The 24,529-nt window shown below is 64.5% G+C and carries 23 protein-coding genes and 1 tRNA gene; 15 read left to right on the top strand and 9 right to left on the bottom strand.

All coding sequences use genetic code 11. From position 1 onward, the window contains the following. The first annotated feature begins 142 nt into the window (after positions 1 to 142). Positions 143 to 1,717, top strand: coding sequence for a nitric oxide reductase transcriptional regulator NorR (norR, locus tag ACA027_RS01400; protein ID WP_370680637.1), 1,575 nt, complete (start codon positions 143 to 145; stop codon positions 1,715 to 1,717). A gap of 408 nt (positions 1,718 to 2,125) precedes the next feature. On the opposite strand, the gene ACA027_RS01395 is transcribed toward norR, so the two are convergent. Beyond that, positions 2,126 to 2,905, bottom strand: coding sequence for a hypothetical protein (locus ACA027_RS01395; protein ID WP_370680635.1), 780 nt, complete (start codon positions 2,903 to 2,905; stop codon positions 2,126 to 2,128). Beyond that, on the bottom strand, positions 2,902 to 4,899 hold the full coding sequence (locus tag ACA027_RS01390) for an OPT family oligopeptide transporter (protein ID WP_370680634.1): 1,998 nt from the start codon (positions 4,897 to 4,899) through the stop codon (positions 2,902 to 2,904). Before ACA027_RS01390 ends, ACA027_RS01395 begins: the two co-directional genes overlap by 4 nt. Positions 4,900 to 5,590: 691 nt before the next feature. On the opposite strand from ACA027_RS01390, the gene ACA027_RS01385 reads away from it, so the two are divergent. The 3 genes from ACA027_RS01385 to ACA027_RS01375 all read left to right on the top strand — a co-directional run bounded on the left by ACA027_RS01385 (position 5,591) and on the right by ACA027_RS01375 (position 7,248). Then, entirely contained in the window at positions 5,591 to 6,826 is a 1,236-nt protein-coding gene (locus ACA027_RS01385) for a sulfatase-like hydrolase/transferase (RefSeq protein WP_370680633.1), read from the top strand. Next, positions 6,766 to 7,125, top strand: coding sequence for a hypothetical protein (locus tag ACA027_RS01380; RefSeq protein ID WP_370680632.1), 360 nt, complete (start codon positions 6,766 to 6,768; stop codon positions 7,123 to 7,125). The genes ACA027_RS01385 and ACA027_RS01380 overlap by 61 nt, the downstream gene beginning before the upstream one ends. 48 nt (positions 7,126 to 7,173) lie before the next feature. Next, positions 7,174 to 7,248, top strand: a tRNA-Thr gene (locus ACA027_RS01375). Between the two features lie 231 nt (positions 7,249 to 7,479). Here the strand turns inward: ACA027_RS01375 and serA are convergent. Then, complete coding sequence (serA, locus tag ACA027_RS01370) at positions 7,480 to 8,706, bottom strand: phosphoglycerate dehydrogenase (RefSeq protein ID WP_370680631.1); 1,227 nt, start codon at positions 8,704 to 8,706, stop codon at positions 7,480 to 7,482. 274 nt (positions 8,707 to 8,980) lie between these two features. On the opposite strand from serA, the gene ACA027_RS01365 reads away from it, so the two are divergent. The 3 genes from ACA027_RS01365 to ACA027_RS01355 all read left to right on the top strand — a co-directional run bounded on the left by ACA027_RS01365 (position 8,981) and on the right by ACA027_RS01355 (position 11,052). Then, positions 8,981 to 9,907 carry a hypothetical protein gene (locus ACA027_RS01365; RefSeq protein ID WP_370680630.1) on the top strand — a complete coding sequence of 309 codons (927 nt, stop codon included), beginning with the start codon at positions 8,981 to 8,983 and terminating at the stop codon, positions 9,905 to 9,907. 103 nt (positions 9,908 to 10,010) lie between these two features. After that, on the top strand, positions 10,011 to 10,586 hold the full coding sequence (locus tag ACA027_RS01360) for a nitroreductase family protein (RefSeq protein ID WP_370680629.1): 576 nt from the start codon (positions 10,011 to 10,013) through the stop codon (positions 10,584 to 10,586). A 10-nt stretch (positions 10,587 to 10,596) separates the two neighbouring features. Next, positions 10,597 to 11,052: an IrmA family protein gene (locus ACA027_RS01355; RefSeq protein WP_370680628.1), complete on the top strand. Its 456-nt coding sequence runs from the start codon at positions 10,597 to 10,599 to the stop codon at positions 11,050 to 11,052. Positions 11,053 to 11,416: 364 nt separating this feature from the next. On the opposite strand, the gene ACA027_RS01350 is transcribed toward ACA027_RS01355, so the two are convergent. The 3 genes from ACA027_RS01350 to ACA027_RS01340 form a co-directional block, all read right to left on the bottom strand. Then, positions 11,417 to 12,016 carry a LysE family translocator gene (locus ACA027_RS01350; protein ID WP_370680627.1) on the bottom strand — a complete coding sequence of 200 codons (600 nt, stop codon included), beginning with the start codon at positions 12,014 to 12,016 and terminating at the stop codon, positions 11,417 to 11,419. Between the two features lie 122 nt (positions 12,017 to 12,138). Further along, the gene (locus ACA027_RS01345) at positions 12,139 to 13,530 is read right to left on the bottom strand and encodes an APC family permease (protein WP_370680626.1); all 1,392 of its coding nucleotides are present in this window, start codon (positions 13,528 to 13,530) and stop codon (positions 12,139 to 12,141) included. Positions 13,531 to 13,598: 68 nt separating this feature from the next. Beyond that, a complete protein-coding gene (locus ACA027_RS01340) occupies positions 13,599 to 13,724 on the bottom strand; it encodes a hypothetical protein (RefSeq protein WP_370680625.1) in 126 nt (41 codons plus the stop codon). 307 nt (positions 13,725 to 14,031) lie between these two features. On the opposite strand from ACA027_RS01340, the gene ACA027_RS01335 reads away from it, so the two are divergent. From ACA027_RS01335 to ACA027_RS01325, 3 genes are all read left to right on the top strand, one after another. Further along, positions 14,032 to 14,256, top strand: a complete 225-nt coding sequence (locus ACA027_RS01335) for a hypothetical protein (protein ID WP_370680624.1) — start codon at positions 14,032 to 14,034, stop codon at positions 14,254 to 14,256. Between the two features lie 287 nt (positions 14,257 to 14,543). Beyond that, positions 14,544 to 15,491: an exopolyphosphatase gene (locus ACA027_RS01330; protein WP_370680623.1), complete on the top strand. Its 948-nt coding sequence runs from the start codon at positions 14,544 to 14,546 to the stop codon at positions 15,489 to 15,491. A 50-nt stretch (positions 15,492 to 15,541) separates the two neighbouring features. Continuing rightward, positions 15,542 to 15,916: a hypothetical protein gene (locus tag ACA027_RS01325; protein WP_370680622.1), complete on the top strand. Its 375-nt coding sequence runs from the start codon at positions 15,542 to 15,544 to the stop codon at positions 15,914 to 15,916. A gap of 100 nt (positions 15,917 to 16,016) precedes the next feature. Here the strand turns inward: ACA027_RS01325 and pyrE are convergent, their stop codons facing one another. After that, positions 16,017 to 16,721: an orotate phosphoribosyltransferase gene (gene pyrE / locus ACA027_RS01320; RefSeq protein ID WP_370680621.1), complete on the bottom strand. Its 705-nt coding sequence runs from the start codon at positions 16,719 to 16,721 to the stop codon at positions 16,017 to 16,019. Positions 16,722 to 16,731: 10 nt separating this feature from the next. Between pyrE and ACA027_RS01315 the strand changes: the two genes are divergently transcribed. The 5 genes from ACA027_RS01315 (at position 16,732) to ACA027_RS01295 (ending at position 22,151) form a co-directional block, all read left to right on the top strand. Further along, positions 16,732 to 17,538 carry an exodeoxyribonuclease III gene (locus tag ACA027_RS01315; RefSeq protein WP_370682484.1) on the top strand — a complete coding sequence of 269 codons (807 nt, stop codon included), beginning with the start codon at positions 16,732 to 16,734 and terminating at the stop codon, positions 17,536 to 17,538. Positions 17,539 to 18,059: 521 nt separating this feature from the next. After that, positions 18,060 to 18,512 (top strand): azurin, encoded by a 453-nt coding sequence (azu, locus tag ACA027_RS01310; protein ID WP_370680620.1) that lies wholly within the window; start codon positions 18,060 to 18,062, stop codon positions 18,510 to 18,512. Positions 18,513 to 18,886: 374 nt separating this feature from the next. Next, positions 18,887 to 19,525: an MBL fold metallo-hydrolase gene (locus ACA027_RS01305; RefSeq protein WP_370680619.1), complete on the top strand. Its 639-nt coding sequence runs from the start codon at positions 18,887 to 18,889 to the stop codon at positions 19,523 to 19,525. A gap of 172 nt (positions 19,526 to 19,697) precedes the next feature. After that, positions 19,698 to 21,206 (top strand): DASS family sodium-coupled anion symporter, encoded by a 1,509-nt coding sequence (locus tag ACA027_RS01300; protein ID WP_370680618.1) that lies wholly within the window; start codon positions 19,698 to 19,700, stop codon positions 21,204 to 21,206. Beyond that, positions 21,207 to 22,151, top strand: coding sequence for an L-lactate dehydrogenase (locus tag ACA027_RS01295; RefSeq protein ID WP_370680617.1), 945 nt, complete (start codon positions 21,207 to 21,209; stop codon positions 22,149 to 22,151). 370 nt (positions 22,152 to 22,521) lie between these two features. Here ACA027_RS01295 and ACA027_RS01290 read toward each other — a convergent pair whose 3' ends face one another. Continuing rightward, on the bottom strand, positions 22,522 to 23,397 hold the full coding sequence (locus ACA027_RS01290; RefSeq protein ID WP_370680616.1) for a M48 family metallopeptidase: 876 nt from the start codon (positions 23,395 to 23,397) through the stop codon (positions 22,522 to 22,524). Between the two features lie 65 nt (positions 23,398 to 23,462). After that, positions 23,463 to 24,407, bottom strand: coding sequence for a DMT family transporter (locus ACA027_RS01285; RefSeq protein ID WP_370680615.1), 945 nt, complete (start codon positions 24,405 to 24,407; stop codon positions 23,463 to 23,465). Between the last annotated feature and the right edge of the window lie 122 nt (positions 24,408 to 24,529).

Below are 24,529 nucleotides of genomic sequence, written 5' to 3'. Positions count from 1 at the left end.
GTGAGCGCAATGCCCGGGTGGGCACCCCCCTTGTTGCGAAAGCCGTGCCAGCACAAAACTTGTTTTAAATCAGCAACTTGGAAAAACAAGGGTGCTTTTCACCCTTAGCATTCAAGGGTAGAAAACACCATTCAGGGTAAATATGACCATCGACACCGTGCAAACGCTGCTGCTGGCCGATCTGGTGGCCGACTTGCCGGCCGCCGTGCGGCTGCAGCGCTTGGTGAATGCCTTGCGTGCGCATTTCGGCTGCGGTGCCGTGGCCTTGCTGCGGTTGGAGGCGCAGCAGCTGCGCCCGCAGGCGGTGGATGGCCTGTCCAGCGACGCACTGGGCCGGCGCTTTGCCGTGCAGGACCACCCCCGGCTGGCCGCCATCCTGGCGGGGCGCGGCGTGACCTGTTTTCACCACGACAGCAACCTGCCCGACCCCTATGACGGCCTCATCGACGGCCATGCCGGCGAGCCGCTGCCGGTGCATGACTGCATGGGCCTGGCGCTGGATGTGGAGGGCAAACGCTGGGGCGTGGTGACGCTGGATGCGCTGGACATCGGCCGCTTCGATGCCCAGGCACAGGCCCACCTGGCCCAGCTGGCCTGCGTGATCGAGGCGGCTGTGCGCATCACCCGCATGGAGGCCGAGATCCGCGCCCTGCGCAGCACACGCTGGGCCGCGCCCGCCTCCTCTGCGATGGGGCTGCGCGAGGAAGGCGGCATCATTGGCCAGAGCCGGGCCATCGTGCACCTGCTGCACGAGCTGGAGGTGGTGGCCGATTCCGAACTGCCCGCGCTGCTGCTGGGCGAGACCGGTGTGGGCAAGGAGCTGTTTGCGCTGCGCCTGCACCAGCGCTCGCGCCGCGCCGACAAGCCGCTGGTGCATGTGAACTGTGCGGCCCTGCCCGAGTCGCTGGCCGAAAGCGAGCTGTTCGGCCATATCAAGGGCGCCTTCTCCGGTGCGGTGAGCGACCGGCCCGGGCGCTTCGAGGCCGCCGAAGGCGGCACGCTGTTCCTAGACGAAGTGGGCGAGCTGCCACTGTCCATCCAGGCCAAGCTGCTGCGCACGCTGCAAAACGGCGAAATCCAGCGCCTGGGGGCCGACCGGCCCCGGCGCGTCAACGTGCGCGTGATTGCCGCCACCAACCGCCAGCTGCGCGACCTGGTGCGCGAGGGTGCCTTTCGCGCCGACCTCTACCACCGGCTCTCGGTCTACCCCATCCCCATTCCCCCGCTGCGCGAGCGCGAGGGCGATGTGCTGCAGCTGGCCGGCCATTTTCTGGAGCGCAACCGCGCCCGCCTGGGTCTGCGCAGCCTGCGCCTGTCTCCGGCCTCCGAAGCGGCGCTGCGCCACTACCCCTGGCCGGGCAATGTGCGCGAGCTGGAACATGTCATCAGCCGTGCCGCACTCAAGGCCATCAGCCGTGGCGCACAAGCCCACGATATCGTCACACTGCAGGCCGATATGCTGGACCTGGACGCCCAGGCCCTGCCACCTTCCGCCGCGCCGGCAGCAGGCAGCGCCCCCACAGAAGCGGCAGCCCTCCCGCCCCTGCCCCCGTTTGCCGCCCAGACTTCGCTGCAAGAGGCCATGGCCACCTGCCAGCGCCATGTCATTCAACAGTCCCTGGCGCAGCACCAGCACAACTGGGCCGCCGCCGCCCGCGCCCTGGGACTGGACGCCAGCAATCTGCACAAGCTGGCCAAGCGATTGGGTTTGAAATAACGCCTCCTCTGCCGCTTCGCACCGGAGGGGAACGACACCAGCGCTGCGAGGCGGCCCTTGCGCGGAGTCCTGGCGTGGGCCACGCCGACGGGGATTTGACTGGGAGTCTGCGAGCGCTCCGATAAAGAAAAAGCTGCCAGTGCACACGCACGGCAGCTTTTTTTTTGATAGCTATCTATGCCCTCTGCATCAGCGTTAATTGGCTATTCGGCTTGATTTCCCACATGTCTCAGATGAAGCTTCACCCCGAATTGCGTTGCTGCGCGGATATGACGTTCCGAGGCCGGGTCTCGCCCCGGCTTCGGAACATCACTTCACAACAGTGACTGAGACAAGTATCCAATCAAGCCAAATCAGACTGAAAAGATTTACCTGACTGCACCAGATGCTCCTGATAACGCAGCAGCATCACGCTGCGGCACTGCAGCCCAATGATTCAGCCATGCCTTCGGTGTAGCCCAGCAGCAGGGTGCGCCGGGCCTGCAGCACCGCGACCAACGCGTCCCAGCCCGGGTGCTGCAGCACCGCATCACGGCCCTGGCCGTAGAGCTGGCGCAGGTCCTGCACCAGAGCGCGAGCCTGTTCGGCATCCGGTGGTGTGGCGCGCACCAGGCCCAGCCAGCTCGCGCCGATGCCGAAGAAGCGGTAGCCATGCTGCATGGTCAGATGGTGCAGCACGGCGTGGTTCTGGAACACATCCCAATCTGCGCTGAAGTAGCCATTGGGCATGCCGGCCAGCAACAGGTCGTCGCGCGGCACAGGCAGGCGCTGGATGTAGACCACCTCGTCCAGCAACCGTTGCGGCGCACGGTTGGCCGCCAGCAGGGCCAGCACATCCTCTTCCAGCACCAACAGGCTGCCGCAAACGGCAGCCCAGTCCTGCGCCCATTCGGGGTGTTGCAGCTGGCGCATGGTGTGCTCCAGCTGCAACCGGTCTTCGGTGGCTTCGTCCGGCGCATCGTCGTACGCCAGGTACAGGCGGTCATCCTGGCGCGCATGGCCGCTGGTGTAGCGGCACTGGGCCACGTCGTCCAGCGTGCACAGAAAGCCCATGCCGGGCTCGGCGGCGCGCAGGGACTCCAACGTGGCCAGCACGGCATCCAGGCTGTCCGCACCTTCAAGCCAGCGGTGGCTGAAGCTGTCCAAGGCGCGCCAGGGCGCACCGACGGCAAAGTCGCCCGTCTTCATCGCTGCAGCACCCGGCGATAGAAATAGGCACACAGCGCAGCAAACGCCAGCAGACCCAGCCACATGGCGGGCGCGAAATCACCGCCCACCAGGGCCAGCGGCGCATCGCTGCCGCTGAAACCGATCAGCGCGGCCAGCAGCAGGCCCATCAGGCTTTCGCCCACGATCAGGCCCGAGGCCAGCAGCAGGCCGCGTTCTTCGGCAGCGGCCATCCAGTCCTTGCCCTTGCGTTCGCCGTAGCGACGGATGCTGCGCTGGATCAGGCGGCCCAGCATGGCGCCCAGGAACAGCGTCATGCCAATGGTGGGCGGCAGGTAAATGCCCAGGCCCATGGCCAGCGGCGGCAGGGCGCCCCGGCCGCTTTTGCGCAAGGCCATGTCGGTGGCAATTGCGGCGACGCCCACCAGCACGCCCAGGCCCAGCATGGTCCAGTCCAGATCGCCGTGGAAGATGCCATTGGCAATCTGCGTCATCAGCGTGGCCTGCGGAGCGGCCAGCGCCTGGTTGGGGTCCATGCCCTCGCGTGGCAGGGCGCCGGCAAAGCCATAGGCGTTGTAGAGCAGCTCCAGCACCGGCGGAATCACCAGCGCCCCCACTACGCAGCCGATGATCAGCACCACTTGCTGGCGCCAGGGCGTGGCCCCCACCAGGTAGCCGGTCTTGAGGTCTTGCAGGTTGTCGTTGGAGATGGCGGCCATGGCCAGCACGGACGCCACCATGAACAGCACCAGGGCCACGCCCAGCTTGCCGGTGACGCTGTCCGCAAAAGCCGGCACCCATGCATGCAGCGCCAGCAGCGACAGCCCCATCAAAATGGTGGCGATGATGCCAATACCCGAGATGGGGCTGGCCGAAGAGCCCACCAGGCCGGCCATATAGCCGCAGGCCGCTGCCACCAGAAAACCGAACACCGCTGCAAAGGCCACGCACAGCGCGGACAGGGCGTAGCGCGCACCGCCCGAGAGCTCGGGCATGTGCAGGGCCACAAAGTAATTCACCACGCCAAACAGCACGGCCAGCGCGACGGCGCCAATGGCCAGCATCCAGCTGCGGGGCATGTCGCGGTCGGTATCGCCCTCTGGGTCGGCAGCCGCATCACCACGGCGCACCGGCTGGTGGCGCATGGCCTGCAGAATGGGGCGGGCCAGCGTGCCCACGGTCCACAGTGCCGAGATGCCGATCACACCGGCCCCCAGAAAACGTGCCTTGCTACCCCACAGCTGGGTGGCCAGCTCGGTCACGGTCTGGCCCGCCGCCGGCGTGGCCTGCAGGGTGAGCCAGGGCACCACAACACCCCAGCCCAGCACCAGGCCCAGCAGCACGGCAATACCGGCCGCAGCCCCCATCAGATAGCCCGCGGCCAGCAAAGCGGGCGAGAAGCCCGCCGCCACGCGAAACGCCGTCTGCCCCACGGGCAGCCACAGATTGATGGCATCACCCAGCACACGCAACCCGTTGCTGCACAGCGCGAACAGTGCAGCCAGGCCCGTGCCCCAGCCCAGCTCGCGCAGACCGCCACCGGCGGCCCCACCCTTGGCCTGCTGGCGCTGGGCCTCGCCCACGCGCAGCACTTCGGCTGCGGCCACGCCTTCGGGATAGGGCAGATGGGGGGACTGCACCACCATCACGCGGCGCAGCGGCACGGTGTAGAGCACGCCCAGCGTGCCACCGGCGGCGCAGATCAGCGCGGTCTGCCAGAACGGGAACCCCGTCCACAGGCCCAGCATCAACAGGCCGGGCAGCACAAAAATCACCGACGACAGCGTGCCGGCGGCCGAGGCCTGGGTCTGCACCAGGTTGTTTTCCAGGATGTTGGAGTCCTTGAAACGGTAGAGCAAGGCCATGGAGATCACCGCCGCCGGAATGGCCGAGGCAAAGGTGAGGCCGACCTTGAGGCCCAGATAGACATTGGCCGCCGTGAAGGCCAGGGTGATGAGAGCGCCCAGAAGGACGCCACGCAGCGTGAATTCACGCACAGATGGTGGATGGGACATAGCTGCAAGCCGAAAAGAAAGGTCAAGGGCGCGCCGCGCAGGCACGTGGGTGAGCGAACAGGCTTCACATCCTCGAAAGCGTCGAGCCTACACCTCCTGTGCCTGGCTCACGGCCAGTTAGATCAGAAGCGCCGCAGTGCACGGCCATGCACTGCGGCCACGGCAGCGGCAAGCGCATGGGGCAAGGTCCAAACAGGAGCTGCCGGAGCTTGTGTGGCCTGCGTGGAGCGCGTTTGCCCGAATTTTAGAGCGTGAACACGATCTCTACGCAGGCGCGTTGAAGCGCAATCGGGAGGAGTTCGAGCCGATGGGGCACAGCTTGCACGCGTGTGCAAGCAAGCCCCAGCGCGAAGAAATCGCCCGATTTCGCTCCAACCCAAAGGGCCAGTGCCTTTGCGGGCGGTCTACGTCGTTGCGAATCCTCGCAATAGCGCGGCTATTGCTGCGGTATCGCGCCTTGTATCCCATCCCGCAAAGACACTGGCGCGCCGCGAGGAGATCATGAACACGCTCTGAGAAGACGCGCCCGCAGACAAGGCCTTGCAGCGAGAGCACCAGGCTTGTGGACATTGGCGTCACCCTGCCCGCATCCCGGCAGCCCGTGCTGCGGACCTTTGGAGTAAGCTCGCCCGCTTTTCCAGCGACACAACAGCCCGCAACCGAGGGGGGAGCGGGTACGTACAGCCACACCATGCGCGCGCCAGAGAACCATATCCATCACAAGACCGATCGCAAGCAGGCTTTGCTCACCTTCTCCGCCTGGCTGCTGCTGTTCACCCCGTCGCTGCTCAGTGGGAAAACCGATCTGCCCCTGCTGTTCCTGCTGCTGTCGGCATTGCTGTTCTGGCCGCTGGCCCTGCTCCGCTTTGTGCGGATGCCGGCCGTGCTCGTCCTGAGCCTGCTGGGTGCGATGAATGTGCTGCACAGCGCCTATTTCGGCAATCTGGTGGACGAATATTTCATTGCCACCTCCTCGCGCTCGGACCTGCAGGAGAGCCTGGAGTACCTGAGCACGCTGTCCTGGCAGATCTGTGCCCTGGTCTTGGGCTGGCTGCTGCTGTGCACCGTGGTCGGTCGCTATCTGTGGCGCAACGGCCCGGCGCTGGCACAGTCCGCACTGGCACGGCGCACGGCCATGGCGGCTTTGCTGTTCTGGCTGGTGTTTCTGGGCTTTGCCCTGGCCCGGCATTGGGACGCCGGCGACTCGCTGAAAAAACTGCGCCGCCTCTATCCCATCCATATCGCCCAGGCCGTTGAACGCCAAAACGAAATCCAGGATGCGCTGTTCTACCAGCCCGCACTTCCCGATATGCCGCCGGAGGGCGCGCAGGCCCGCACCCTGGTGGTCGTGCTGGGAGAAAGCGCCACGGCCCAGCGCTGGTCGCTGCTGGGCTATGCCCAGGCCGACACCAACGCACCATTGGCGCGGTTGCCTGGGACTGCCGCCGCCCCCGTGCTGGCCCAAGGCCTGACAACCTCGGCCGCACTGCCTTTTCTGCTCACCGGCCTTTCGGCCCACGACAGCATCACGCAGCGCGCGCCCTCGTTTTTAGACTGGGCCCAGCACGCGGGCTACAAGGTCTTTGTCTTCACCAATTCGCGCTTTCTCAACCAGCAGGAAGATTTTTCCACCCAGGTATTGCGCCGGGCCGCACAGGTCTACAAGAAGGTGGGCAACGGCGAGCTTGACGAGGTGTTGACGCCCTTTTTGGCGCAAGCGCTGCAAGACACTGCCCCCCGCAAGCTGGTGGTGCTCCACACCTATGGCAGCCACCCCGACCTGCCCAAACGCTATCCCAGCGGGCGCTACCACCTGGCTGATGCCTATGACAACTCCATCCGCTACACCAGGCGCAATGGGCACAGTTGCTGGAGCGCAGCAGCACCGAGCCTGCCCTGCTGCTCTACACCAGCGACCATGGGCTGACGGTGCCGCCTTGCGGTGACACCTACCGCCATGGCCCCAGCCTCAGCAGCCTGGAAGTGCCTTTTCTGGCCTGGGGCAATGCGGCGCTGCGCACACAGCACCCAACGCTGATGCCGCCGCTGCAGGCACAGCAGCCGCCCGAGCACAGCACGGCCTTGCTGGCCGAGGCGGCCATCCGCGCCGTAGGCTATGGCACCGCCATGGCCGCCACCGCGCCATGGAACGCGCCGCGCCCCTTGCAATTCCAGCAGCGCACGCTGACCGAGCTGCGCCACAGCAATGCCTGCACATTGGAGTAGGGTCTGTGCCCACCCGATCCTGAATCCAGGGCTATAATCGAAGGCTTCGCCCATGTGGCTCAGTGGTAGAGCACTCCCTTGGTAAGGGAGAGGTCGGCAGTTCAATCCTGCCCATGGGCACCACATTCAAAAGCCTGCTGGCATTGCCAGCAGGCTTTTTTTCTGCGCGCTCAGCGCGGCGGGTTGTCGGGATTGGGCTCGTCGCACGGCCCGCCCGCTACCAGGCGATGGCCCTCCGATGGCCCTCCACAGTCCTTGGAGTGGGGTGCCTTCCAGCACCGCCACTTCTACCTGACCCAACGGACTGGCATCTTCCATGCCATACAGGGCACCCACCCCGCCGTCAGGCCAAGGTCAAAACAGCACGCGGCAGCGGATGGTGCCGGGGATTTGGGAGAGCTTTTCCAACGCCAGCGCCGAAGACGCCGTATCGGTATCGATCACCACATAACCCACTTTCTCATCGGTGCGCAGGTACTGGCCGGCCACGTTGATACCGTTGTCGGCAAACACCTGGTTGATGGCCAGCAGCATGCCCGGGCGGTTTTGGTGCACATGCAGTATGCGGTTGTGGCCCGGGTGCTCGGGCAGCGCCACTTCGGGAAAGTTCACGGCCGAGATGGTGCTGCCGTTGTCGCTGTAGCGCACCAGCTTTTCCGCCACTTCCAGGCCGATATTGGCCTGGGCTTCCATGGTGGAGCCACCGATGTGGGGCGTGAGGATGACGTTGTCCATGCCACGCAGCGGCGACTGGAAAACGTCCTTGTTGCTCTTGGGCTCGACCGGGAACACGTCGATGGCCGCGCCCAGCAACTGGCCCGCCTGCAGCGCAGCGGCCAGGGCATCGATGTCGACCACGGTGCCACGCGAGGCATTGATCAAAATGCTGCCCGGCTTCATGGCCGCAATCTGGGCCGCACCCAGCATGCCGTGGGTGGAGGCCAGCTCGGGCACATGCAGGGTGACGATGTCGGCCTGGCCCAGCAGCTCGTTCAGGCCGACCTGGCGTGCATTGCCCAGCGGCAGCTTGGTGACCACATCGTGGAAGATGACCTGCATGCCCAGGCCCTCGGCCAGCACCGACAGCTGGGTACCGATGGAGCCGTAGCCCACGATGCCCAGGGTCTTGCCCCGGATCTCGAAGGAGTTCTCGGCGCTCTTCTTCCAGCCACCGCGGTGGGCCACGGCGTTCTTCTCGGGAATGCCCCGCAGCAGCAAGATGGCCTGGCCCAGCACCAGCTCGGCCACCGAGCGGGTATTGGAAAACGGGGCATTGAAGACCACCACACCGCGCTCGCGTGCGGCGTCCAGATCGACCTGGTTGGTGCCAATGCAGAAGCACCCCACGGCCACCAGCTTGTTGGCCGCAGCAAGCACCTCGGCCGTGAGCTGGGTGCGCGAGCGAATGCCCACAAAGTGCGCGTCGGCGATTTTCGCCTTCAGCTCCTCGCCCTCCAGCGCGCCAGACAGCGCTTCCACGTTGGTGTAGCCCGCGTCATGCAGCACCTTCAGCGCAGAGGGATGAATGCCCTCCAGCAGCAAAAACTTGATCTTCGATTTGTCCAGCGATGTCTTGGCCATGGGGGCATTGCTCCGATCCGTGAAAACCCCATTAGAGCCTGTTGCCTATTTCGCCACAGCGGGTGTGTGCAATCTGCCCGCCACTCTGCCTGGCCTGCCCATCGACTCCATACCAGCACTACCTCTTGCGCAAAGTGAGCGCTCTCACGCAGAAAAGATGCTTTTTTTAACATCATCAAAAAGCCGGCACACATAGAATCCGCGCGTTTATAGCGCTTTGTTTTTTATAGCAAACGCATTCCACAAATTCATATTTCAGAGGGATGGGAAGTCCATGTTCACGTTTTTGCGACGCATAGAGGACCTGCTGGTGCAGGTGGTGCGGGTGGTGTTGTTGGCGTTTTCGCTGGTGGTGTTGGTGGCACTGGCACTGTGGGTCTGGGACAGCGTGCGCGGCAACAAGTCCGCCAGCTCGGCGCTGTCCGAACCTGCCGCGTTGAACTGGAAGGACGCCAAGCTGGATCTGGCCTATGTGGTGGCAGAAACCGGCCGCGACCTGGGCAACAGCCAAATCCCGCTGGCCAAGCGTTTGAGCGACCCGCTGCTGCGCCCCAGCTTCCAGCAGGCCGACCAGGCCATCCGCGCCTTCATCAACCAAAACCCAGCCCAGCGCGAGCGCGTGGAAAGCGAGAGCGGTGGCCGTGGTCTGGCGCCGCTGAATGTGCTGCTCCAGGGCAAGGACATGCCCGATGCGGCGCTGGTGCAGCGCCTGATCAAGGATGAGCAGGAAAACGGCCGTGCCGCCTATGTGAGCAGCGAAGACAGCGACGACGAGGAAAACGGCTACTTCAGCGAACCGCTGGAAGTAGCCTACGCCATCCACGAGCGCGCGCAAATGGCCGAATCCGAGCATGGTGCCGGCGCCTATGTGGCCTATGTGCAAGGCCTGCCCGCCGCATTGCAGCAGGTGTTTGGCAATGCCGATCTGGCCCCCCAGCTGCAGCAGCAAGCCGCCTCCAGCCTGATGAGCATGGTGCTGACCAACTACACCATTACCTTTGACCAGGCCGCGCGCGTGCTGCGTGGCGACAGCAGCGAGGACGGCGACACCAGCTTGCTCAACCTCTACAACAAGGCCGCCGAGACCGCCTTCTGGAGCATGCTGATGTCCTTGCTGGTGCTGGTCGTGATGGTGGTGGTCTTTATCCGCATGGAGCGCCATCTGCGCGTGATGAGCGAGCGCCCGCAGCGCGCCGAGTAAACCGGCAAGCCATGGCGTAAAAACGCTCTTACGCCACAATGCAGGCAGACCGCGCCTGGCCCCACCGGGCCGGCGTGGTTTTTTTATTCTTTTTCGCAACGCCATGACCACTTCCCGCATTGCCACCGCTCCCATCGCCCCACAGTTTCTGGAACGCAGCTCGCCGCGCGCCTTTGTGCCCGAGCCCTTGACCACCACCCAGGTCGAGCAGGTGGTGGAGGCCGCACGCTGGGCCCCCTCGGCCAGCAACATCCAGCCCTGGCACTTTGCCTATGCGCTGCGTGGCGATGCGCACTGGGCCGCGTTCTCCACCATCCCCAACGAATTCAACCGCCGCTGGTGCCTGAACGCCGGCGCGCTGATCGTGGTGATGTCGGACACCTCGGCCGGCATGCACGCTTTTGACACCGGTTGCGCCTGGGGATTCATGGCGCTGCAGGCCCATGCCATGGGCCTGGCCAGCCATGCCATGGCCGGCATCGAAGCCGAAGCGGCGCGCCAGGTGCTGCAGCTGCCCGCCCATATGCAGGTGCAGGCCCTGGTCGCCGTGGGCCGCCGTGGTGATGCCGCCACCCTGCCCGAAGACCTGGCCTCCCGCGAGACCCCCACGCCACGCAAGCCGCTGCGCGAGATTCTGAGCGCAGGCCCCGTGGGCCATTTGAGCAAAACCACCGCCTAAGGCACACCCCATGCGCAGCTTGCGCTCCTTCCTCCATAGCACCTGCGCCGCCATGCTGGCGCTGGCCTGCTGGCCTGCGCAAGCCGCAGGCCCGGTGCTGGATGCCTGGCATTACGGCACCTTGCGGCTCAGCTCCCAGCGCTGCGAGGCCAGCTTCATCTTTGATGCCGGCCCCCACAGCTTCCGCGCCGTGCGGGTGCAGGCCATCGCCAAGGACCGCCAGGGCCAGGTGCTGGCACGCTTTACGCTGGAGCCCGACGACATGGGCGTGGACCGCAACAACCGCTTTGCCACGGCCCGTTGGATCAGCCCCCATGCCTGCGGCCCCGAGGTGGTGGTGCTGTTCAAGACCGCCAGCGCCCAGATCGAGGGCATGCCCACCGACCTGCTGGCAGGCCAGCAGCTGCGGCTGCGGCGCTATGAGCCGCTGGAGCTGCGCTTGCCGCAGTCGAGGGAAAGACCGTAACACCCCCCTGAGGCGCTACGCGCCTTCCCCCCGCTCTTCGCATCGCAAGCGATGCGGGCAGGGGGACGCTGCCAGCGCTGACCGGGGGGACAAGGCAGCCCTTGCACGGCAGCCCTGATGTTGGGCCAGGCCAGTTTTAAGCGCTGCGCAGCTTGCATGCGCCCTTGCTCTGTGGAGAGAAGTGGCTGCAATGTGCTCTTGGTGGTGAGGGATAAGCCAGGGTCGCTAGTCAGGCAACGTGGTGATATCCCCTTTGCTTACCGAGACCCCTTTCGCCAGAGACAGCGAGCAAGGGCCGCCCCGCAGCGAGGCTGTCGTCCCCCTTTAGGGGGAAGCGGCGCAGCCGCTCAGGGGGTGCTCAACTTCAAGCCCCCACAGCTTTCAGCAGCAACCAGGCAGCAAACCCCCACAGCACCACGGCGGCCACGCGCTGGAAGTGGCGGGGTTGCAGCCAGGCGATGCGCCCGCCCAGAAGCACGGCGCCGAAGGCAATCCACAGCGTGCCGATGCCCACCACCAGCAGGGAGAAGCCGCCCATGACACAGGCATAGTTGCTGGCACTCATCCAAGTCTGAGCCGGGAACAACGCCAGCGCAAAAATCACCGCCTTGGGGTTGAGCAAGGTGGCCACCAGCAGCTGGCGCCTGCCAATGGCGGGCACCTGGCTGTTGCCCGGCTGCAGGCTGGCGTAAACCCACAACTCCCAGCCCAACTTGCCGATGTACAGGCCGCTGGCCAGCTGGATGAGCTGCACCAGCCAGGGAGACTCGGTCACCACCACCTGCAGCAGCGCCCCCCAAATGGTGGTGGCTATCAGATAGCCAAGGCATTCGGCCGGTATCAGCTGCCACGAGCTGCGCAGGCCCGAGCGGATGCCCGCCGCCGCCAGCAAGGTGTTGGTGGGGCCGGGCGTGAGCAAGATGGTGGCGATCACCGCAAAAAAAGACCAGTCACTGATAGGCATGCAGGGACAGCAGGGCTGTGCAGAAATGTTGCAGCGCAGCATAGCACCTTTGCTTTCGCACCCTTGATCGCCACCGCAGACAGCAAAAAGCCCGCACGGGGCGGGCTTCTGGCAGGAGGTGTTTACTCAATTTCCTCGTGCAGCTGCGGGGCCGAACGCTTGAAGCCCTTGGTCAGCCAGGCCAGATAGACCAGGCCCACCGCCGCCCAGACCACGCCGGCCTTGAGCGAGGTTTCCTCCACCTCCAGCCACAGCGCGCCAATGGAGGCAAAGCCCAACAGCGGCAGCACGAAAAAGCGCAGGATGTCACGCGGCGTCTTCAAGCGGCCATCGCGAAAACCGTAGCTGCAGATCACCGACAGATTGACGAAGCTGAAGGCCGTCAGCGCGCCAAAGCTGATCAGCGCCACGACGAATTCCAGGCTGAAAAAGCCTGCGCTCAGGCAGATCAGGCCCGCCAGCCAGATGTTGTAGGAAGGGGTATGGCTCTTGGGCTGGATATGGCCAAAGAACTTCTTGGGGAGCACGCCGTCGCGGCCCATCACATACATCAGGCGCGAGACGCCGGCATGGGCAGAGATGCCCGAGGCCATCACGGTGACGATGGCAAAGCTCAGCACCACCGACTGGAAGAAGGCCCCGCCCACCAGCATCAGGATTTCGGGCTGGGTTTCGTCCACCAGCTTGAAGTACTGCGTGGGCGCGCCCGGGAAGTACAGCTGCATGAAATAGGTGGCAAAGACAAAGATCAGGCCCGAGATCAGCGCCGTCAAAAAGATGGCGCGCGGCAGGGTGCGCTTGGTGTCCTTGGTTTCCTCGGCCAGCGAGCTAAGGGAGTCGAAGCCGGTGAAGGAGAAGCACAAAATCGTGGCGCCGGTGATGAGCTTGCCCAGGTCGGCATCGGGGCTCCAGAAGGGCGAAAAACTCCACAGACCCTGGTTGCCGGATTGCTGGGCCAGATCACCCAGGGCGTTCTGGCCGGCCGCCAGCTTGGTATAGATCAGATAGGTGAAAAAGCCGATCACCAGCAGCTGCAGCACCACGATCAGGCTGCTGAAATTGGCCACAAAGCGCACGCCGCGCAGGTTCACCACCACCATCATCAGCGACAGGCCGATGACCCACACCCAATGGTTCACCTCGGGGAACATATCGCTCAGGTAGATGTTGGCCAGCAGGATGTTGACCATGGGCGAGAGCAAATAGTCCAGCAGCGAGGACCAGCCCACCATAAAGCCCGCGTTGGGGTGGAGGGACTTTTGCACATAGGTGTAGGCCGAACCCGAGGACGGGTACTTGCGGATCATGTGGCCGTAGCTGATGGAGGTCAGCAGCACCGCGCCCAGGGCGATCAGATAGGACGTGGGCACATGCTGCAGGCTGTCGCGCGACACCATGCCGAAGGTGTCCAGCAGCGTCATGGGCTGGATATAGGCCAGCCCGATGATGATGACCTGCCACAGCACCAGCGTTTTTTGCAACTGGGCCGTCTTCTGTACGTCAGCAGCCTGCATGTGAATGTCCGTCCTTTTTACAGCGAAGAGAGATCCGTGGCTTGCCGCAGCAGGTCTGTGCTTTCATGTCACACCGCCGCGCAGGGCCATCCCACCGCCACGCGCAGGCGTGCAACGGGGCGCAGTGCCGCAGCACTGGAGGGAATGGTGATGGCTGCCAGCATGTGGCTGCCCAGGGGCGAAAGTGGTGGCATGGGGAAAGCGCCCCAAAAATGGGCAAGCCGGCGAAAAAAGCGCCCGATGATACGGGCAGATGCCAGCCCGTGCCGGCGTGGCCGCAGTTGCACGGCCCCGAGCCTTGGACTTTTGCGGTGTTTGCAGCACTTTGGCCACAGTTGGTGCAGGCCCAGGTGAAGAGGGGCTGCCTTCTTTTGCGCCAGCGCACCATTGCTGTTTCGGCCTAGCCCGTCCCTCTTGCGCCACCTGCCGCCCTCATGCACATTGGCTGTATGGCCTGCCGTGCACGCAGACCGCTTTTTGCCACTTGCCGGAGAACGTACCGTGAACACCGCCCCCATCAACCTCGACAAGCTGCGCAACATCGTCCAGAAATTTGGCAGCACCAGCTTCACCACCTCGCAGGTGGCCAGCGACTACCTGCAAGACGGCGGCCAGATCGATGCCGCGCAGTTTGAAGACCTGCTCAAACGCCATGCCGCCTTGCTGGGCATACGCCCCATGCCCTCCAGCGCCGGAGGCGACACGGTGTGGCTGACGGCCGTCTAATCGGGGCCAGATGGCCGTTAAAGCCACGTTAAAGCGTCGTTTCAGGGCCACCGCCCCATGTTGGGGCAACGTCGTTTTTTAGGCCAAAAAGGCCTGAAAAACACAGCACATCTGCACATGCAGCTCTCTTTTCAGAAGCAATTCGCCTGGGGACATCCCTTGTGTGCAGTTGGCCAACCGGTGGTGGCGCCCAGAGAGCGCCGCTATCATGTGACGAAATGCGTCTGACCGGCACGCATGCGCTTGCCGCATCCGTGCGATCCGCCTCTTTTCCTACGCCGATTTCCATGAGCCAGAAATACCGCCTCGTCACCCGCAGCGATTTCGATGGTCTTGTCTGCGCCATGCTCTTCAAAGAGCTGGACATGATTGACGAGATCACCTTTGTCCATCCCAAGGACATGCAAGATGGCAAGGTGCGCATCACGCGCAACGACATCACCACCAACCTGCCTTTTGTGCCGGGCGCCCATCTGGTGTTTGACCACCATGCCTCGGAAGTGGTGCGCAACCGCGCCTTCCTGGGCAACTACATCATCGACCCGCATGCGCCCTCGGCCGCCCGCGTGGTCTACAAGCACTACGGCGGCAAGGCGCGCTTCCCCTCCATCACCGATGAGCTGATGGAGGCCGTGGACAAGGCCGACTCGGCCCAGTACGCGCTGGAGGACATCCTCGACCCGCAGGGCTGGACGCTGCTGAACTATCTGATGGATGCCCGCACCGGCCTGGGCCGCTTTCGCGAGTTCCGCCTCAGCAACTACGCGCTGATGATGGAGCTGATCCAGCATTGCCGCGACCTGCCGGTGTCACAGGTGCTGCAACTGCCCGATGTGCAAGAGCGCGTGACGCTGTATTTTGAGCAGACGGAGCGCGCCAAGGCGCAAATCCAGCGCTGCGCCACCGTGCACGACAACCTGGTGGTGCTGGACCTGCGCGATGAAGAGCCCATCTGGGCCACCAACCGCTTCATGGTCTATGCGCTGTACCCGCAGTGCAATATTTCCATCCACGTCATGTGGGGCCGGGGCAAGGCCAACACCGTGCTGGCCACGGGCAAGTCGATTCTGGACCGTGGCTGCACCACCAATGTGGGCGAGCTGATGCTGGAATACGGCGGCGGTGGCCACCTGGCTGCAGGCACCTGCCAGGTGTCCTGCGAGGAAGCGGACCAGGTGCTGGCCGCTTTGGTGGCACGCATCACCAGCGACCACCACCAGGCCACACCGGCCTGAAGCGGGCGAGAGCGGGGGCGAAGGCGCGCCATGCGCTATCGTCCAGCCCCATGAATGCATTGCAGGATTTCTGGGGCCCGCTGGCCCTGTCGATGCTGGCCGCCGCGCTGCTGGTGGCTGCAGGCATTGTTCGCGTCTGGCGCGCCCGGCGCCAGCTGCCCCCCACACATACCCAGGCCCCCAGTGCCCAGCGCTTTGCGCTGGGCTATACCGTGGCCGCTTTGCTGTGGCTGGTTTATGGGCTGTGGGCCGGCTACCGCCCCTGGCTGCAGGCCAGCGACCCGGCCTGGCAAATGGCCGTGCACGGCGCCTCACTGTGGTCGCTGCCCTTGTTCATCGCCGCAGTGGCCTGGGCTGCGGCCCTGGCCGTGTGCTGGGCGCTACGCTTTATGAAGCAGGCCGCGCCGCGGCAGCCAAGGGATTAATTGCGCTGCAGCCAGCGCGGCAAACCGGCCCTCATCCCTACCCTCTCCCGCAGGCGGGCGAGGGAGTGATACCGAGGATGTAGGGCTCAGAGAGAAAGGCTCAGGCCTTGTCGTCCACCCCATAACGCTGGCGATAGGCCAGCACGCGCTCGTGGTGTTGCTGCATCTCGCCACCCGCGCCCTGGGCCTGCAGGTATTGCAGCAAATCGGCCAGGGTGGCGATGGTGGCCACCTGCAGCCCCAATTGGTTGCGCACATATTGCACGGCGCTGTGGTCCACGTCCTGGCCGTTTTCCGTGGCCTTTTCCTGGCGGTCCAGGGCAATCGCCACGGCATGGGGGGTGGCACCGGCAGCGCGGATCAAGGCAATGGATTCACGGGCCGCAGTCCCAGCGCTCATCACGTCATCGATGATCAGCACGCGGCCCTTGAGCGGGGCGCCCACCAGGGTACCGCCTTCGCCGTGGTCCTTGGCTTCCTTGCGGTTGTAGGCAAAGGGGACGTTGCGGCCCAGGCGGGCCAGTTCCACGGCCACGGTGGCAGCCAGCGGAATGCCCTTGTAGGCCGGGCCAAAGACCATGTCGAACTCCATGCCGCTGGCCATAATGGCTTTTGCATAGAATTCCGCCAGGCGCCCCATCTTGGCGCCGTCATCGAACAGACCAGCGTTGAAGAAGTACGGGCTCATGCGCCCGGCCTTGGTCTTGAACTCACCAAAGCGCAGCACGCCTGCGTCCACGGCAAACTGCACAAATTCCTGTGCCAGACGATCTTGATCCTGTTGCTGTGCGCCATTGACTACCATGGACTCTTCCTTGTTCAAATTAACCAGCCTCAACCTCAACGGCATCCGTTCCGCCACATCCAAAGGAGTGGAAGCCTGGGTTGCGGCGACCGGCCCGGATTGTATTTGCGTACAGGAAATCAAGGCGCAGGCTGCAGATATTCAGGGCCGCTTCGAGCAGTTGGCCGGCCTGACCGGCTACTTCCACTTTGCCGAGAAAAAAGGCTATTCGGGCGTGGGGGTGTACACCCGCCATGCACCGTCGGATGTGATCGTGGGCCTGGGTTCGGCCGAGTTCGACCCCGAGGGCCGCTATGTGGAGGCGCGCTTTGACACGCCGGCGCGCAAGCTGTCCATCATCAGCGCCTATTTCCCCAGCGGCAGCTCGGGCGAGGAGCGCCAGGGCGCCAAGTTCCGCTTTCTGGCCGAGATGCATGCCCACCTGATGCGCATGAAGGGCGAGCGCGAGTTCATCCTATGCGGCGACATCAACATTGCCCACCGCAAGGAAGACCTGAAGAACTGGCGCGGCAACCAGAAGAACAGCGGTTTCACCCCCGAAGAGCGCGCCTGGATGGACATGGCCCTGGACCCCGTAGCGCCCACGGGCGGCATCGTCGACGTCTACCGCCAGCTGCAGCCGGACACCACCGACGCCTGCTACACATGGTGGAGCAACCGCGGCCAGGCCTATGCCAACAATGTGGGATGGCGCCTGGACTACCACCTGGCCACGCCGGCACTGGCCGCACTGGCCCGCCAGGAGTCCATCTACAAGGGCGAGAAGTTCTCGGACCACGCCCCCATCACCATTGCTTACGACCTCACACTAGGTTGAGTGCTAGGTCCCGCAGATGCCGCATGCCGGCATTCGCAAAAATCAGAGCAACCATCGCTTGCAAGACGCCAATCTCCGCCTGAAAAACGGCTGAGATTGGCTTTCCATACGCATATATTGCTCTTTTATAAATAGCAAAACCCCTTTATTGCACCGTCTGTCCGTGCGCAAAGCTTGATACAACACAAGCTTTGGTGCGCTGCGCCAGCGGCTGCCATGCCTGCCACCGCCCGCCAGGCTGCCGTGCCTCACAGCCTGGCGCTCCGCCGCCGCATGCCAGAGAGTCGCAAGCCGTTGAATTCAAAAGAAGTTCCAGCACACAGCGCGGCGTCCGCATGACCCGAAATCACGCCCACAGAAGCCGGGGTTTGGCAAGCCTGCGGCGGTATTGCCCTCGTCGTTGACAGCTGTACCCATTCTGATTGGGCCGAATTTTCAGAAAATTCTGAAACAGAATGCACGTGGTCTGCCGTCCGGCATTCCCCGATTCGTTTTTTGATTTTGTGAAGGAGTTTCCGCACATGAAGAAGATTCTGATGACTGTGGCCCTGTGCGCCGCTGGTGCTATTGCCGCCCCCGCCATGGCCGCCGACTGCGCGCTGACCGTGGAATCCAACGACGCGATGCAGTTCAACACCAAGAGCATCGACGTGCCCAAGTCCTGCAAGAAGTTCACCGTGACGCTGAAGCACGTGGGCAAGATGCCCAAGACTTCCATGGGCCACAACATCGTGGTGTCCAGCACCGCCGACATGGCTGCCGTGGCAGCCGACGGCATGAAGGCCACGGCCGCTGCTGACTACGTGAAGGCCGGCGACGCCCGCGTGATCGCCCACAGCAAGATGATTGGCGGCGGCGAGTCCACCACCTTCGACATCGATGTGGCCAAGCTCAAGGCCGGCACCGACTACAGCTTCTTCTGCTCCTTCCCCGGCCACTACAGCATCATGAAGGGTGCGTTGAAGTTGATCTAAAGCACCCTGAGCCGCTGCGCGTCTTCCCCCTCTCTGGCTGCGCCGGAGGGGGACGGCACCAGCGCGGCGGGGCGGCCCTTGCGCGGAGCCCTGACATGGGCCTGTGCCAGTTTCGAGCCCCCTTTACGGGCGACACCATGGGTTGGTGACAAAGCCTCTGTACCGTCAGGTGCAGGGGCTTTTTTGCATGCTGGGCCAGCGTAGATCCTTGCTCGCTGTCTTTGACTGAGAGCGTGCCAGTTTCGAGCCCCCTTTACGGGCGACACCATGGGTTGGTGACAAAGCCTCTGTATCGTCAGGTACAGAGGCTTTTTGCATGCTGGGCCACAATCGGCCTTGCTTTTCTCAGAACCTCTCAGAACACTTCCCACGCCATGCTTGCCTACCACACCATCCCCGTCACTGCCTTCCAGCAAAACTGCTCTTTGGTGTGGTGTGACCAGACCCGGGACGCCGCCGTCATCGACCCCGGCGGCGATCTGGAGACCATTTTGTGGGAGGTGGAGCGGCTGGAGTTGCAGCTCAAGGCCATCTGGATCACCCACGCCCACATCGACCATGCGGGCGGCACGGCCGATCTGGCCGAGCAGTTGGGCCTGCCCATCATCGGCCCCCATCCGGGCGACCAGTTCTGGATTGATGGCCTGCCCCAGCAGGGTGCCATGTTCGGCTTTCCGCCATCGCGCCCCTTTGTGCCCACGCGCTGGCTGGCGGATGGCGACAGCGTGAGCATCGGCCAGGAAACACTGGCCGTGCGCCACTGCCCCGGCCACACACCCGGCCATGTGGTGTTTCACGCGCCGCAGATTGAGCGCTGCTTTGTGGGTGATGTGCTGTTTGCCGGCAGCATAGGCCGCACCGACTTTCCCCAGGGCAACCACCAGCAGCTGATCGACTCCATCACCCAGCGCCTGTGGCCCATGGGCGATGCGACGGTGTTCATCCCCGGTCACGGCCCGGAAAGCAGCTTTGGCCGCGAGCGCGCCACCAATCCCTACGTGGGGAACACCTGAGCGACGGCGTCCCGGGCGCCCGGTGTTACAGCATGTGTCCCGTCGGCGACATATTGCTTGATATGCATCAATTTTGTAAGGAAAAGCATCCTTTATCTGACGTAAGGCAGTGCGCGCAAGAACTAGCATCGTTGCATCCGTGTGGCGATTTTCACTCTTGCGAGGAGCACCTATGGCGTCTACATCCGCACCTGAAACCGGGCCGATCACCTCCAAACCGGAGCCTGATTCCAATAAAAAACTTGCTTACCTTCTTCTAGGCCTGGTGCTGTATGGCATCGTGCTGGCCCTGCCCCAACCTGCCGGACTGACCGACTCGGGTCAGGTGGCCCTGGGCCTGCTGGTCCTGGTGGTGGTGCTGTGGATCAGCGAATGCGTCTCCCCTGCCAACAGCGCCGTGGTGCTGACCGGCGCCGCCGTGCTGGGGCTGATGGGCACCTCCCTCACCGAGGGCGGCAAGGTCATGAACTCCTCGGCCGCCCTGACCACCATGCTCAGCGGCTTCTCCTCCACCGCCGTGCTGCTGGTGGCCGCCGCGCTGTTCCTGGCCGTGGCACTCAAGCACACGGGGCTGGACAAGCGCATCGCGTTGATCGTGATGAGCAAGATCGGCGTCTCGCCTGCCCGCCTGGTGCTGGGCGCGATGATCGTCGGCTTTGTGCTGGCCCTGTTCATCCCGTCGGCCACGGCCCGCGTGGGTGCGGTGATCCCCATCATGATCGGTATCACTGCCGCCCTGGGTCTGGCGGTGAACAGCTCGCTGGGCGCCACCTTGATGATCGTGACGGCCAGCGCCTGCTCCATCTTCAACATGGCCATCAAGACCGGTGCTGCGCAGAACATCATCAGCCTGAACTTCATGCAGGAAGCCTTTGGCCACAACGTGACCTGGGGCCAGTGGTTCATCACCGCCCTGCCCTTCACCCTGGGCATGAGCGTGGTGCTGTTTTTTGCAGCACTGTGGATTCTCCGTCCCCAAGTGCCCGCCGGTGAAGACATGGTCGGCAAGCTGCGCCAGCAACTGGCCGAGCTGGGCCCGGTGACCGGTCCCGAAAAGCGCCTGATCGCCGTGGCGGCCCTGCTGCTGGTGATGTGGTCCACCGAAGGCATGCTGCATCCCTTCGACACCACCACCACCACCCAGATCGGTATTGCCCTGCTGCTGATGCCCAAGATCGGTGTGATGCACTGGTCGCAGGCCGAAAAGCTGGTGCCCTGGGGCACGATCGTGCTGTTTGCCGCCTCCATCTCCCTGGGTAATCTGCTGTCCAAGACCGGCGCTGCCGGCTGGCTGGCACAGCAAACGCTGGGCCAGATGGGCCTGTCCGTGCTGCCCGTGGTGGCCGTGATTGGTGCGCTGTCGGTGTTCAGCATCGTGCTGCACTTGGGCTTTGCCTCGGCCACCGGCCTGGCCAGCACGCTGATCCCCATCATGATCGCGTTCACCCAGACCCTGCCCGTCAGCACCGAAACCGCTTTCGGCATCGTCATGATCCAGAGCTTTGTGGTGTCGTTTGGCTTCATCCTGCCCACCAACGCTCCGCAGAACATGCTGTGCTACGGCACCAATGCCTTCAGCACCGCGCAGTTCGCCAAGGTGGGCATTGTGGTCACGCTGGCCGGTCTGGGCCTGATCTTGTTGTTGTCCTCCACGTTGTGGCCTTGGATGGGAGTGCTGTAAATGGGCGCGCATATTGGCATCATTGGCGCCGGCCAGGTCGGCGCCGCAGCGGGTTACTTGCTGTCGGCTACGCCCGGCATCAGCCAGATCACCCTGGTGGACCAGAACGCTGCCCGCGCGGCCGGTGAGGCCGCCGACATCGGCCACGCCGCTGCCTTTGGCACGGCTGCCCGCGTCAGCGAAGGCGATTACGCCGACCTGGCAGGCGCCTCGGTGGTGGTCATCACCGCCGGCGCCAGCCTCAAACCCGGCCAGACCCGGCTGGAGCTGCTGCAGCAAAACCTGAAGATGACGGACACCATCATCGGCCAGGTGCTGAAGGTGGCGCCTGACGCCGTGCTGCTGTTCGCCACCAACCCGGTGGACGTCATGCCCGCCATCGCTGTGCACCGCTACGGCCTGCCGCCGGGCCGGGCCATCGGCACGGGCTGCTCGCTGGACTCCATCCGCTTCCGCGACCGGCTGGCCGACTACCTGGGCGTGGCGCCCCCCGCCATCCACGCCTATGTGCTGGGTGAGCATGGCGACTCGTCCGTGCCCAACTGGAGCAGCGCCTGGGTGGCCGGCATGCCGGTGACGGACTTTGCCGCACAGCTGGGTCGCCCCATCGATGCCGCCATGCAGCTGCAGATTGCGGAAGACGTGCGCACCTCGGCCTACCGCATCAAGGAAGGCAAGGGCGTGTCCAACTTCGGCATCGGTGGCTGCATTGCCCGCCTGGTCAAGGCCATCGTGGCCGATGAGCAGTCGGTGTTTGCCGTCTCCACCTGCATGCCCGAGCTGCTGGGCGTGCGCGACACCTGCGTCTCCCTGCCCCACCTGATCAGCGCACGCGGCGCCTCTGCCCCGTTCATGCCTTCCATGAACGAGACCGAGACCGAGGCCTTGCGCGCCAGCGCGGCCCTGCTCTCCACCACCATCGCCGGCGGACTGCAACTGCTGTAAACAGACTTCATCGCTGTATGGCCGCCTTGTTTGGAGGCGGCCATACAGCGCTTGATGCTTTGTTGCGTGCCCTTGCCGTACGCCAGTACTGTCAGCGGGCACGCGTCGCGCCTCAACCGCTGTCTGACCGTTGTGGGGAGGAATTCAATGCCCAATACAAACCCAGGCCCGCTCCGGCCGACAGCCCCTCACCCCACCCTCTCCCCGAAGGGGCAAGGGAGTAAGCCCAGGACACGGCGCGTAAAACTGGTGCTGCCCATGTCAGGGCTGCCGCGCAAGGGCCGCCCCGCCGCGCTGGCAGCGTCCCCCTGCCCGCGAGCGAAGCTAGCGAAGAGCGGGGGGAAGGCGCCAAAGGCGACTCAGGGGGGTGTCATCGCTTCCGCGATGCCTCATACAAGCCTTGCACACGCGGAATATTGCGCTCCAGTTCGCGTATGCGATCCGGCCCCGTGGGATGGGTGGAGAGAAAACCCACACCACCCTCCCCCGTGGCCTCCCCCATCTTGCGCCACAGCGTCACTCCGGCCTGGGGGTTGTAGCCGGCGCGCGCGGCCAGCTCCAGGCCGACCAGATCGGCCTCGCTCTCGTCGCTGCGGCTGAAGCGCAGGCTCAGCAGCTGGCTGCCCATCTTGGCGGCCAGATTGCCCAGATCACCCAGACCCAGCAGCTGCGCACCCAGCGACAGGCCGATATTGGTGGCCGAGTTCTTGGCCATCTGCTCGCGCGAATGCTCACGCAGCGCATGGGCCATTTCGTGGCCCATGATCATGGCCACCTCGTCATCGTTGAGCTGGAGTTTTTCCAGAATGGCGGTGTAGAAGGCGATCTTGCCGCCGGGCATGCAAAAGGCGTTGATTTCCTTGCTGCCAATCAGGTTCACCTCCCAGCGCCACTGCGCGGCACGCGGGTTCCACTGTGCGGCATAGGGAATCAGGCGCTGGGCAATGGCCCGCAGGCGCTGCAGCTGCGGGTTGCTGGTCGCAGCCAGCGCGCCCTGGGACTTGGCTTTTTGCAGCAACTCCTGGTATTGCTGGCCGGCGGCCTGTTCCAGGTCTTCCGCCGGAATGAGCTTGCGCAGACCCGAGGAACTGCCCACGTTCACCTGTGCCCAGGCACCGCCGCTGCCCGCCCATGCTGCCCCGGCCACCAAGGCCTGCAGAAAGCCACGGCGGGGCGCATGACAGTCACAAGCCGCAGCCAGTGGCGGCGTCCATTCCACATCACGGGCAATGCGAGGGATCGGCATAAGACAGCAGGGCTCCGGAAATCAACAAGAGCCCCGGATTGTGCCGCCAAACCCCAAGGGGCTGGCTAGGCCATGGCTTGTGCCACCGGCCGCTGCCGGGCACTGCGCACCTCGGCCGCCACCACCACCATCAGGCCAGCCAGCACGGCCAGCAGGCCCAGCCAGGCCGCCAGCGGCTGGCGCTCGCCCACGATCCACACCGCCAGCAAAAAAGCGGCCATGGGCTCGACCAGGGACAGCGTCACCCCCGTAGGGCCGGAGATATGGCGCAGGCCTATGGAGAACAACAAATGGGCAACACCGGACACCACCAGGCCCAGATAAACCACCACCAGCAGCGCCGACAGCGACCACTGCGGCGCACCCGCCTGCAGCCAGGCCACGGGCGCTGCCAACAGTGCCGCCCCGGTGAACACATAGCAATTGACCACCTTGGGCGCCATATGGCTGACCAGGCGCTTGTTGATCAGCGCATAGCCCGCATAGGACAGCCCCGCCAACAAACACAGCAGCAACCCATGCCACGAGATGCTGCTGCCTCCGCCCTTGCCCGCCACCATGGCCGCCCCCCCGGCCACGCTGACCAGCGTACCCAGCCACCACAGGGCGGACAGCGGCGCGCGCAGCACCAGGGCCTGCAGCAGACCGGCCCAGATGGGGCTGCTGCCAATGGCCACGGCCGTGCCCACACCCACGCCCGCCAGGCGCAGGCCTTCATAGAAGAACACGCTGTAACCACCAATGCCCACCGAGGCCCAGACAAACCACGACCAGCGCAGGCCGGCCGCGCGCGGTCGCAGCACTGGAAGCTGCGAGCGGCCGCGCACAGACCACCACAGCCACCCCAGCAAAAACACACTGGCCACGCCCAACTGGGCGGCCCCCACCCAAAACGGCGACAAGCCGGCCGCCCCCAGATGCTGGGCCGTTCCACTGGAGCCCCACAACACACCCGCCAACGACACCAGGGCCACGCCCAGGGTGGAAGCGGAAAAAACAGACGATTTCATGCCTCGCATGATGCCGCCGCACCATTTTTGCAACTATCGAGCGACTCTGGTGGTGAGATGAAGCACCCCCTGTGCCGCCTGCGGCGTCCTCCCCCTCTCTGGCTTCGCCGGAGGGGAACGGC

Source organism: Comamonas sp. GB3 AK4-5, assembly GCF_041320665.1.
Taxonomy (GTDB): Bacteria; Pseudomonadota; Gammaproteobacteria; order Burkholderiales; family Burkholderiaceae_C; genus Comamonas.
This window is presented reverse-complemented; position numbering and strand designations above follow the sequence as displayed.

Coding starts and splice junctions, on each gene's coding strand:
- ACA027_RS01295 (WP_370680617.1), top strand. CDS start 21,207: ATGGGCGCGCATATTGGCATCATTGGCGCCGGCCAGGTCGGCGCCGCA.
- ACA027_RS01395 (WP_370680635.1), bottom strand. CDS start 2,905: ATGAAGACGGGCGACTTTGCCGTCGGTGCGCCCTGGCGCGCCTTGGAC.
- ACA027_RS01345 (WP_370680626.1), bottom strand. CDS start 13,530: ATGCAGGCTGCTGACGTACAGAAGACGGCCCAGTTGCAAAAAACGCTG.
- ACA027_RS01390 (WP_370680634.1), bottom strand. CDS start 4,899: ATGTCCCATCCACCATCTGTGCGTGAATTCACGCTGCGTGGCGTCCTT.
- ACA027_RS01355 (WP_370680628.1), top strand. CDS start 10,597: ATGCGCAGCTTGCGCTCCTTCCTCCATAGCACCTGCGCCGCCATGCTG.
- azu (WP_370680620.1), top strand. CDS start 18,060: ATGAAGAAGATTCTGATGACTGTGGCCCTGTGCGCCGCTGGTGCTATT.
- ACA027_RS01330 (WP_370680623.1), top strand. CDS start 14,544: ATGAGCCAGAAATACCGCCTCGTCACCCGCAGCGATTTCGATGGTCTT.
- norR (WP_370680637.1), top strand. CDS start 143: ATGACCATCGACACCGTGCAAACGCTGCTGCTGGCCGATCTGGTGGCC.
- ACA027_RS01290 (WP_370680616.1), bottom strand. CDS start 23,397: ATGCCGATCCCTCGCATTGCCCGTGATGTGGAATGGACGCCGCCACTG.
- ACA027_RS01385 (WP_370680633.1), top strand. CDS start 5,591: ATGCGCGCGCCAGAGAACCATATCCATCACAAGACCGATCGCAAGCAG.
- pyrE (WP_370680621.1), bottom strand. CDS start 16,721: ATGGTAGTCAATGGCGCACAGCAACAGGATCAAGATCGTCTGGCACAG.
- ACA027_RS01350 (WP_370680627.1), bottom strand. CDS start 12,016: ATGCCTATCAGTGACTGGTCTTTTTTTGCGGTGATCGCCACCATCTTG.
- ACA027_RS01360 (WP_370680629.1), top strand. CDS start 10,011: ATGACCACTTCCCGCATTGCCACCGCTCCCATCGCCCCACAGTTTCTG.
- ACA027_RS01285 (WP_370680615.1), bottom strand. CDS start 24,407: ATGAAATCGTCTGTTTTTTCCGCTTCCACCCTGGGCGTGGCCCTGGTG.
- ACA027_RS01325 (WP_370680622.1), top strand. CDS start 15,542: ATGAATGCATTGCAGGATTTCTGGGGCCCGCTGGCCCTGTCGATGCTG.
- ACA027_RS01340 (WP_370680625.1), bottom strand. CDS start 13,724: ATGCCACCACTTTCGCCCCTGGGCAGCCACATGCTGGCAGCCATCACC.
- ACA027_RS01365 (WP_370680630.1), top strand. CDS start 8,981: ATGTTCACGTTTTTGCGACGCATAGAGGACCTGCTGGTGCAGGTGGTG.
- ACA027_RS01305 (WP_370680619.1), top strand. CDS start 18,887: ATGCTTGCCTACCACACCATCCCCGTCACTGCCTTCCAGCAAAACTGC.
- ACA027_RS01300 (WP_370680618.1), top strand. CDS start 19,698: ATGGCGTCTACATCCGCACCTGAAACCGGGCCGATCACCTCCAAACCG.
- serA (WP_370680631.1), bottom strand. CDS start 8,706: ATGGCCAAGACATCGCTGGACAAATCGAAGATCAAGTTTTTGCTGCTG.